Source organism: Hydrogenovibrio sp. (assembly GCF_049975065.1).
Taxonomy (GTDB): Bacteria; Pseudomonadota; Gammaproteobacteria; order Thiomicrospirales; family Thiomicrospiraceae; genus Hydrogenovibrio.
The window spans coordinates 7,820-15,127 of sequence record NZ_JBNGDN010000046.1; the positions used below are offsets into that span (position 1 = coordinate 7,820).

A 7,308-nucleotide genomic window follows, 5' to 3' on the forward strand; every position below is an offset into this window, starting at 1 on the left:
AAATTCTATTTTGCATAAGTCTAAGTTGTGACCCTACGGCCATAGTAAAGATTCCGTTGAGTGAATGGAATTAGAAAAAACTTATATTGGTGCCTATTAAAATATTAATGCAAAAAGTTTTATTTAAAAATCAATAGCATAGATTTTCCATGAGCCGAGGGTCAAGCTTTGGTTCAGAGTTTAGTCAGACTTGAATCGGCTGCATTGGCCAGATTATAAGTTCCGTTTGGGCAAATTAGGATGTCTCTAAAGTGTGTTTCATAAAAAATTCACACAGTATAATGGCTTAAAAACCTCTTTATTACATGGGTTTAATGGTGTCCTATCGCTCACTTTCCGGGTTAAGCGTCGTGAATGCTTGTTTATGGGGCGGATTAAAAATTTTGATTGGCACTAGAATGATAATTCTAGAATAATGGTTCTAGTTTAAGTGGGGCGGTGCTTTGAAATCCAAAGCAAAAACACGAAGGGTTATCTATGTTGAACTTGTTTGAGACGGCACACATCAGCGCGTCGAAAAAACGTATTTTGAACAGTGCTTTAATCCTCTTTGTGGAAAAAGGGTTTTTCAGCACCTCCATTCCCGATTTGGTCAGGCATTCGGGAGTGAGCACCGGTTCGATTTACCATGCCTTTAAAGACAAAGAATCGCTGGCAACGCAGCTGATGCAGCATTTGCTGGAAACCATTGAAGCCGAACAGCTCGACGTCTTGGGACAGCACACAGGTGTCAAAGCGCGGTATTTTGCATTGGTTCGTTGGATGTTGCAATTTGCCGAACGGTATCCCGAAGCGGAGCAATTTATTCTCTATGCACGTCATAAAGAATTTATGCCAGGCTTGGCACCGATTTGTTCTTCCAAGCCGTTTATGATTTTGCGCGATGTGATTCAAGAGGGGCAGGATGAAGGGGTTCTGCGGCCAATGGATGTGATGGTCGCCTCATCCATCGCCTATGGCAGTGTGCTGCGTCTGATTCAACTGTCGTTAGACGGGGTGTTAACCACGCCGCTGATGTCGCATTTTGACGAGCTAACGGAAGCGGCTTGGCGGGCGTTGGCGGTAGAAACCTCAGATTAATCTTACGCGGAACTTTTCTGCATCAAATAAGGAATTAACGCATGACATTCAAAATGGATTTGATCTGGTGGTACTGGTTTATCACCGATGTGTTGCTCATCGCTGGGGTGGCGGGAGTGCCTTACGGCATTGAAGCGGCGATTGCCTTGAATGCGATTCAGGTGGTGCATTTCTTTATGCGCACCCCGCAATTGAGTGCTTTTCCGGTGCAGGTGCGTTTGGCGTATCTGGCGCTGTTGCTGGTGGCGCTTTACCCACCGCTGCACGTTTTGTATTTCCTGATCATACTCGGCACCTCGGCGATGGTGCTGTTTGATTATTGTTTTCTGGCACGTTTTATGTCGCTGATGCCGTGGAATCACGCCCAGCGTCTCAGCTGGTCATTGCTGCGCGAAACGTTCTTCTCCAAGCCGATCGACGGGTCGGTGCAAAAATCCTAACAAGCGCGGTTTCAGGAGCCGATGGCATTGTCGGTTTGCTGAATCGTAAGTCGTTTTCAACTACAAAAGGAACTGTTATGCGAAAACTTATAACGGCTGCAATAATCAGTTCAACAGCAACCGGCACAGCGTTGGCGGCTGGCGGCAAGGACGGGGATCCCTATGTGATGGGGTTTGAAGCCTACGCCAAAGAAATGGGCGGCGATGCCACCTATAGCGGTTATGCGCAGGAAGTGGTGAAAACCGAACGCAGCGTTGGCTACATCGGTCCAACAGTGCACCTGCTGAAACCGGTCAAAGTGATGGACGGCGTTTACACGGTGGTGGGCAGTTTGATCTGGCACAACCCGTCCAACTATGGGTTGAACAATAACCTCACCTTTATGATTTTCGAAGACGGGGTGTTTGTGTTCAATGCCGGCCCCAATCCCGCCGTGGCGGCCGCTTTTCACAAGATGATTCGTGACTACACCGACAAACCGGTGAAATGGGTGGCGGTGGAAAACAGTCAGGGGCACGCCTATCTCGGCGCGAGCTACTGGGTGGATGTGGGCGTGAAAAACCTCTACTCACATAAACGAGCCAATGATGATTTTCACAACAGCTATGAGCACATAAAAGAGCATTGGGCGATGCGTGTCGGGCGTGAAATCACTCACAGCGCACGGGATGTTTCCGACAAGTTCATCACCTTTGAGGACAAGCTGACCGTGGATGTCGGCGGCGGCGAAACCGTCGATGTGCTGAATTTCGGCCCAGGTCACACACCGGGTTCCACGCTGGTGTATGTGCCGAGTCGCAAGCTATTGTTGACGGGCGATTTGGCGTACAACGAACGAATGCTGGCGCTGTTTTCCTACACCAATACGCAACACTGGGCAGAGTCGTTTGAACGCATGATGGACGCCATGCCCGATGATGTGGTGGTGATTCCCGGCCACGGTGCCCCGACCGATATGGCGCAGGTCAAAAAGGACACCTACGATTATCTAACCTACATGCACGCCCAGACACAGGCCATTATTGATCGTGGCGGCAATGAAGAAGATGCCTTGCAGATTGATCAGTCCGCCTATAAAGACCGTCCGGTATTCAATGAAACCCATCAGAATAATGCCAGCCACATTTACCGTGAAATGACCGGCGGCGACTTGGGTGAAAACTTTGAATAAGTGAGCGTCTTGAGCCGCTGCTCAAACATAAAAAAGCCGCGAATCTTTCGCGGCTTCTTTTATCTGCACAATCACACCTATTATCGTGCGTTTCTTGCACTCTCGCTAGGTCTGGGGAAAATACACAAATGCTCGCCGCTGACGCAGCCGAATATTTTTTATCTTAAGGGGGCTCGTTTTAAGGTTTTATATGAAGTGTGAGTGCAAAATTGTGGGCTTTTATATGATGCGTAGCCTTCTTAAAAACGATTCAATTCCGCCACGTTTCTTTAAGGGATGGGATTCCCATCTATTCGCTAAAGAACTCAATTCTTGGTAAGCTGTGGGCTGGCTTTCTTGAACTTTTTCAATAAATTTTTTTGCCCTTTTATAGGTGTTGGTAACCGTTGTATATTTGCTTCGCTTAATAATATTTTCGTCATAAACCCGATCAGAAATGCCAGATGCCATTTGCTCAAATGTGTTCAGTAGGTATCGGATTTTTATGGCTTCTTCAGTATCTGCTTGAGTTATGTATGCGAAATTGGTTACTTCGTTTTCAGAGTCGTTGTGAATTTTTCTTAGAATGGCTAAACCATCATCCACTCGGGTGTCGCTCTTCATGTGTTGTAGAAGCTCGACTGATTTTTGACGTTTGGATATGTTAATTGCAATGGTGCCCGCAATAAGCGCAGAGAGAAGGATTGCAATGGGTGAAAATAAAAAGCCAAGATTACAAGCAACCTTGGCTATTTCTGATTCGGTAGCCATTTATTTAGATGGCATCGTAATCTTCGTTACGGATGTGTGTTTGATTGATAATGACATAATCCATGTTGAAACTCCTTTAACAAAACTTCTCCTGCGCGATTTATGTTTCATCGTGTCGGCAGAATTTAAGTTTTATAATTTTACTTAACTGATGCTGTTAAGGTTCGATAAGTTTACACCGCTTAATCACAAAATTATTATAACGTAATTTTTTGACAAGGTTGTTGTGTTTTCAAGTCTGAACCTCTAAGGCTTGCTAGCCTTGTCAACTCAGCAACCCGTGTGTACACCTTAGCCACCGTAGTTATTCGAGGCAAAGATTAGCGGAACCCCAGAAGCAGCAGAGTCCACACCAGCAGGGAAACACTGATAATGTAAAACAGCATTGGCAGCAGCGTGTAGCGGATAATCTGACCTTCCTTGCCCACCAAGCCGACCACCGATGCCGCGGCCACCACATTGACCACGCAAATCATATTCCCCGCATTGGCGCCCAGCATCTGCTGCGCCAGTATCCAGTGGCTCGGCAGTGCTACGGCGGCCGCGGTGGACGCCTGGAACTCGGCAAACATCATATTGGAAAAGGTCGCCGACCCTGCGATAAAACTGCCTAAAGCGCCCACAAACGGCGCAGCCAGCGGCCAATGAACATCAAACGTCTGTGCGGCCAGCTTGGCCAGCTCCATCGGCATGGACAATAAGTCGGCCTCATTGACATCCGAGTTGAGAAAAATGCGTACCATTGGCACGGAGGTGCCTAGCGCCAGTAAGGTCGGCCACATCACCTTGAGCGATAATGACCAGGCCTGGGCGGTTTCACGTAACGGGATGCGGTGCAGCAACACCGTCATCAGCGCCACCAGAATAAACAAACTGCCCGGCAGATACAGTGGGGTGAAACCCGCGGAAATATCCGTGCCCGCCAGCTGGTTGAATTGCCACTGCACCGAGGTGAGCCATTCTTTAAACGGCAGTTCGTTTATGCGGCTGAGCACCAACAACAGTGCGGTTAACAGATAAGGCGACCAGGCCTGGATCAGCGTCAAAGGAATCGGGCGGTTTTGTGGGTCTGAGACGAGGCAGGGCAGTTGTGGACGGGATTCGCAGCCGGGGGCTTGGTTCAGCCCCGTGGCGGAAGCTGTCAGAGTCATGGAATCGGCAAGGGTGCGATCGGATGCAAATAACCAGACCTGCTTGGGCAGAAACCAGCCGCGTTTCGCCGCGACAACGGTTAAGATCAAGCCTGTCAACCCACCGAGAATCGCCGGAAACTCCGGCCCTAAAAATTGCACCACCAGCCAGGCCGGAATGGTAAAAGAGAAACCACCGAGCAGGGCAAACTTCCAAGCCCCGAGGCCTTCTTTCCAGGAACGGTTTTCGCCAAAAAACCGGGTTAACAGCATCACCATAATCAACGGCAAAAAGCTGGCAACCGCCAAATCAATGGTACTGGCGGTGACGGCAATCTGTAATACCTCTGCATCACTCGGAGAGGACAGCCCTTGGCCGATGCCGACAATCACCGGCGTGCCGACCGCACCGTAAGACACGGCGGCACTGTCGGCCACCAAGGCCAGCACCACCGCCGCCAGTGCCGGAAACCCCAGTGCCAGCAACAGCGGGGCGACAATGGCGGCCGGAGTGCCAAAGCCGCTGGCACCTTCTAAAAAAGCCACAAATAACCAGCCGACAATGACGGTTTGCACCCGTCGATCCGGCGAGATGGCGGTGAACCCTTCTCGAATCACCGAAACGGCACCGCTGACTTTCAGGGTGTTCAGCAGGACGATGGCACCGAACACGATCACCATAATCGAAGCGGCAATCACCCAACCCTCCAGCACCGACGCCCAAAGGCGTTGTGCCGAGACATCCCAGACGCTCCAGGCCAGAAACGCCACCAGTGCAAAGCTTAAACTCATGGCGCGGGTGGCGGGCAGTCGCATCACCACCAAAAAGACCAATACCGCCAAAATCGGCATAAAAGCCGTGAGCATTTCTAAACTCGACATCTGCATTCCTTTCAAATCGTCATGGTGGGGTTAACAATCCCCCTTGTTCTTTCGCCAGTGATTTTTGCCAGGCCTGGCAAAAATGACTCAGGATCAGTAGCTTACGCAATTTATATGCGAAACGAAAGACGAAACCTCAAAAGAATTTTGCCGAGCCACGAGACAATGATAAGACAAGGATGAGACAACGAAACGAAGATGACTCGTCTTTTTTGGGTGTTTCAAATATTTTTTTGCTGAAAAAAATCGCGTATCCAAAAGATTATTCAGATTAATGTTTTATATAAGATATTGAAAATAAAGGATTAAATTTTAAAGTATTGATAATCATCAATTCAAACCATCATGCCTTTCAATTAGTTTTCTATGGACGCTCTCTCTAATATTGAAATCGAATTCTATTCAACTCCCAAATCAAGGAGAGCATATTTATGGCAAGTAAAACATTTGATGCTGGTGTACAAGATTACCAGTTGACGTATTGGACTCCAGACTACACACCATTGGATACTGATTTATTGGCTTGTTTCAAAGTCGTACCGCAGGACGGTGTGCCACGCGAAGAAGCGGCTGCGGCTGTAGCGGCGGAAAGTTCCACCGGAACCTGGACGACTGTCTGGACCGATTTGTTGACCGACATGGAATTTTACAAAGGCCGTTGTTACCGAATTGAAGACGTTCCCGGGGATAAAAATGCATTTTATGCCTTTATCGCTTACCCATTGGATCTGTTTGAAGAAGGTTCTGTGGTCAACGTACTGACCTCTTTGGTGGGTAACGTATTCGGGTTTAAAGCGGTTCGCTCTTTGCGTTTGGAAGATATCCGTTTCCCAATCGCCTTTATTAAAACCTGTGGCGGGCCACCGGCCGGTATCCAAGTTGAGCGTGACAAGCTGAACAAGTACGGTCGTCCAATGCTCGGGTGTACCATCAAGCCTAAGCTGGGTCTGTCGGCTAAGAACTACGGTCGTGCGGTGTACGAGTGTCTGCGCGGTGGTCTGGATTTGACCAAAGATGATGAAAACATCAACTCTCAGCCGTTCCAGCGCTGGCAGAACCGCTTTGAGTTCGTGGCCGAAGCCGTTGACAAAGCCACGGTCGAAACCGGTGAGCGTAAAGGTCACTACTTGAACGTGACCGCCGGTACGGTCGAAGAAATGATGAAGCGTGCCGAGTTCGCCAAAGAACTGGGTCAGCCGATCATTATGCACGACTTCCTGACCGCTGGTTTCACCGCCAACACGACTTTGGCGAACTGGTGTCGCGACAACGGCATGCTGTTGCACATTCACCGTGCCATGCACGCCGTAATTGACCGTAACCCGAACCACGGTATCCACTTCCGTGTCTTGGCGAAATGTCTGCGTTTGTCAGGTGGTGACCACCTACATACCGGTACGGTGGTTGGTAAGTTGGAAGGTGACCGTGCTTCAACGCTTGGTTTTGTTGACCAGTTGCGTGAAGCCTTTGTGCCAGAAGACCGTTCACGTGGTGTCTTCTTTGACCAAGATTGGGGCTCCATGCCGGGTGTGATGGCCGTGGCTTCCGGTGGTATCCATGTATGGCACATGCCAGCGCTGGTGAACATCTTTGGTGATGACTCCGTTCTGCAGTTTGGTGGGGGCACACAAGGTCACCCAGGTGGTAACGCCGCCGGTGCCGCTGCAAACCGTGTGGCACTGGAAGCCTGTGTGAAAGCACGTAACGAAGGGCGTGATCTGGAAAGAGAAGGTGGCGACATCCTAAGAGATGCGGCGCGTAACAGCAAAGAATTGGCCGTGGCTCTGGAAACTTGGAAAGAAATCAAGTTTGAGTTCGATACCGTTGACAAACTGGATGTCGGCTAAGCGCTGT

The 7,308-nt window shown here is 49.4% G+C and carries 6 protein-coding genes; 4 read left to right on the forward strand and 2 right to left on the reverse strand.

Going from position 1 to position 7,308, the window contains the following annotated elements; all coding sequences use genetic code 11:
- The first annotated feature begins 477 nt into the window (after positions 1 to 477).
- The 3 genes from ACP5D0_RS06715 to ACP5D0_RS06725 all read left to right on the forward strand — a co-directional run bounded on the left by ACP5D0_RS06715 (position 478) and on the right by ACP5D0_RS06725 (position 2,692).
- On the forward strand, positions 478 to 1,080 hold the full coding sequence (locus ACP5D0_RS06715; RefSeq protein WP_472364892.1) for a TetR/AcrR family transcriptional regulator: 603 nt from the start codon (positions 478 to 480) through the stop codon (positions 1,078 to 1,080).
- A 41-nt stretch (positions 1,081 to 1,121) separates the two neighbouring features.
- Complete coding sequence (locus tag ACP5D0_RS06720) at positions 1,122 to 1,520, forward strand: hypothetical protein (RefSeq protein WP_472364893.1); 399 nt, start codon at positions 1,122 to 1,124, stop codon at positions 1,518 to 1,520.
- 77 nt (positions 1,521 to 1,597) lie between these two features.
- Entirely contained in the window at positions 1,598 to 2,692 is a 1,095-nt protein-coding gene (locus ACP5D0_RS06725; protein ID WP_472364894.1) for an MBL fold metallo-hydrolase, read from the forward strand.
- 219 nt (positions 2,693 to 2,911) lie between these two features.
- Here ACP5D0_RS06725 and ACP5D0_RS06730 read toward each other — a convergent pair whose 3' ends face one another.
- Both ACP5D0_RS06730 and ACP5D0_RS06735 read right to left on the reverse strand, forming a co-directional pair.
- Entirely contained in the window at positions 2,912 to 3,442 is a 531-nt protein-coding gene (locus tag ACP5D0_RS06730; protein ID WP_472364895.1) for a DUF4760 domain-containing protein, read from the reverse strand.
- Positions 3,443 to 3,762: 320 nt separating this feature from the next.
- Positions 3,763 to 5,454 (reverse strand): L-lactate permease, encoded by a 1,692-nt coding sequence (locus tag ACP5D0_RS06735; protein ID WP_472364896.1) that lies wholly within the window; start codon positions 5,452 to 5,454, stop codon positions 3,763 to 3,765.
- A 431-nt stretch (positions 5,455 to 5,885) separates the two neighbouring features.
- On the opposite strand from ACP5D0_RS06735, the gene ACP5D0_RS06740 reads away from it, so the two are divergent.
- Positions 5,886 to 7,301: a form I ribulose bisphosphate carboxylase large subunit gene (locus tag ACP5D0_RS06740; protein WP_472364897.1), complete on the forward strand. Its 1,416-nt coding sequence runs from the start codon at positions 5,886 to 5,888 to the stop codon at positions 7,299 to 7,301.
- Positions 7,302 to 7,308 lie beyond the last annotated feature (7 nt).

Coding starts and splice junctions, on each gene's coding strand:
- ACP5D0_RS06715 (WP_472364892.1), top strand. CDS start 478: ATGTTGAACTTGTTTGAGACGGCACACATCAGCGCGTCGAAAAAACGT.
- ACP5D0_RS06720 (WP_472364893.1), top strand. CDS start 1,122: ATGACATTCAAAATGGATTTGATCTGGTGGTACTGGTTTATCACCGAT.
- ACP5D0_RS06725 (WP_472364894.1), top strand. CDS start 1,598: ATGCGAAAACTTATAACGGCTGCAATAATCAGTTCAACAGCAACCGGC.
- ACP5D0_RS06730 (WP_472364895.1), bottom strand. CDS start 3,442: ATGGCTACCGAATCAGAAATAGCCAAGGTTGCTTGTAATCTTGGCTTT.
- ACP5D0_RS06735 (WP_472364896.1), bottom strand. CDS start 5,454: ATGTCGAGTTTAGAAATGCTCACGGCTTTTATGCCGATTTTGGCGGTA.
- ACP5D0_RS06740 (WP_472364897.1), top strand. CDS start 5,886: ATGGCAAGTAAAACATTTGATGCTGGTGTACAAGATTACCAGTTGACG.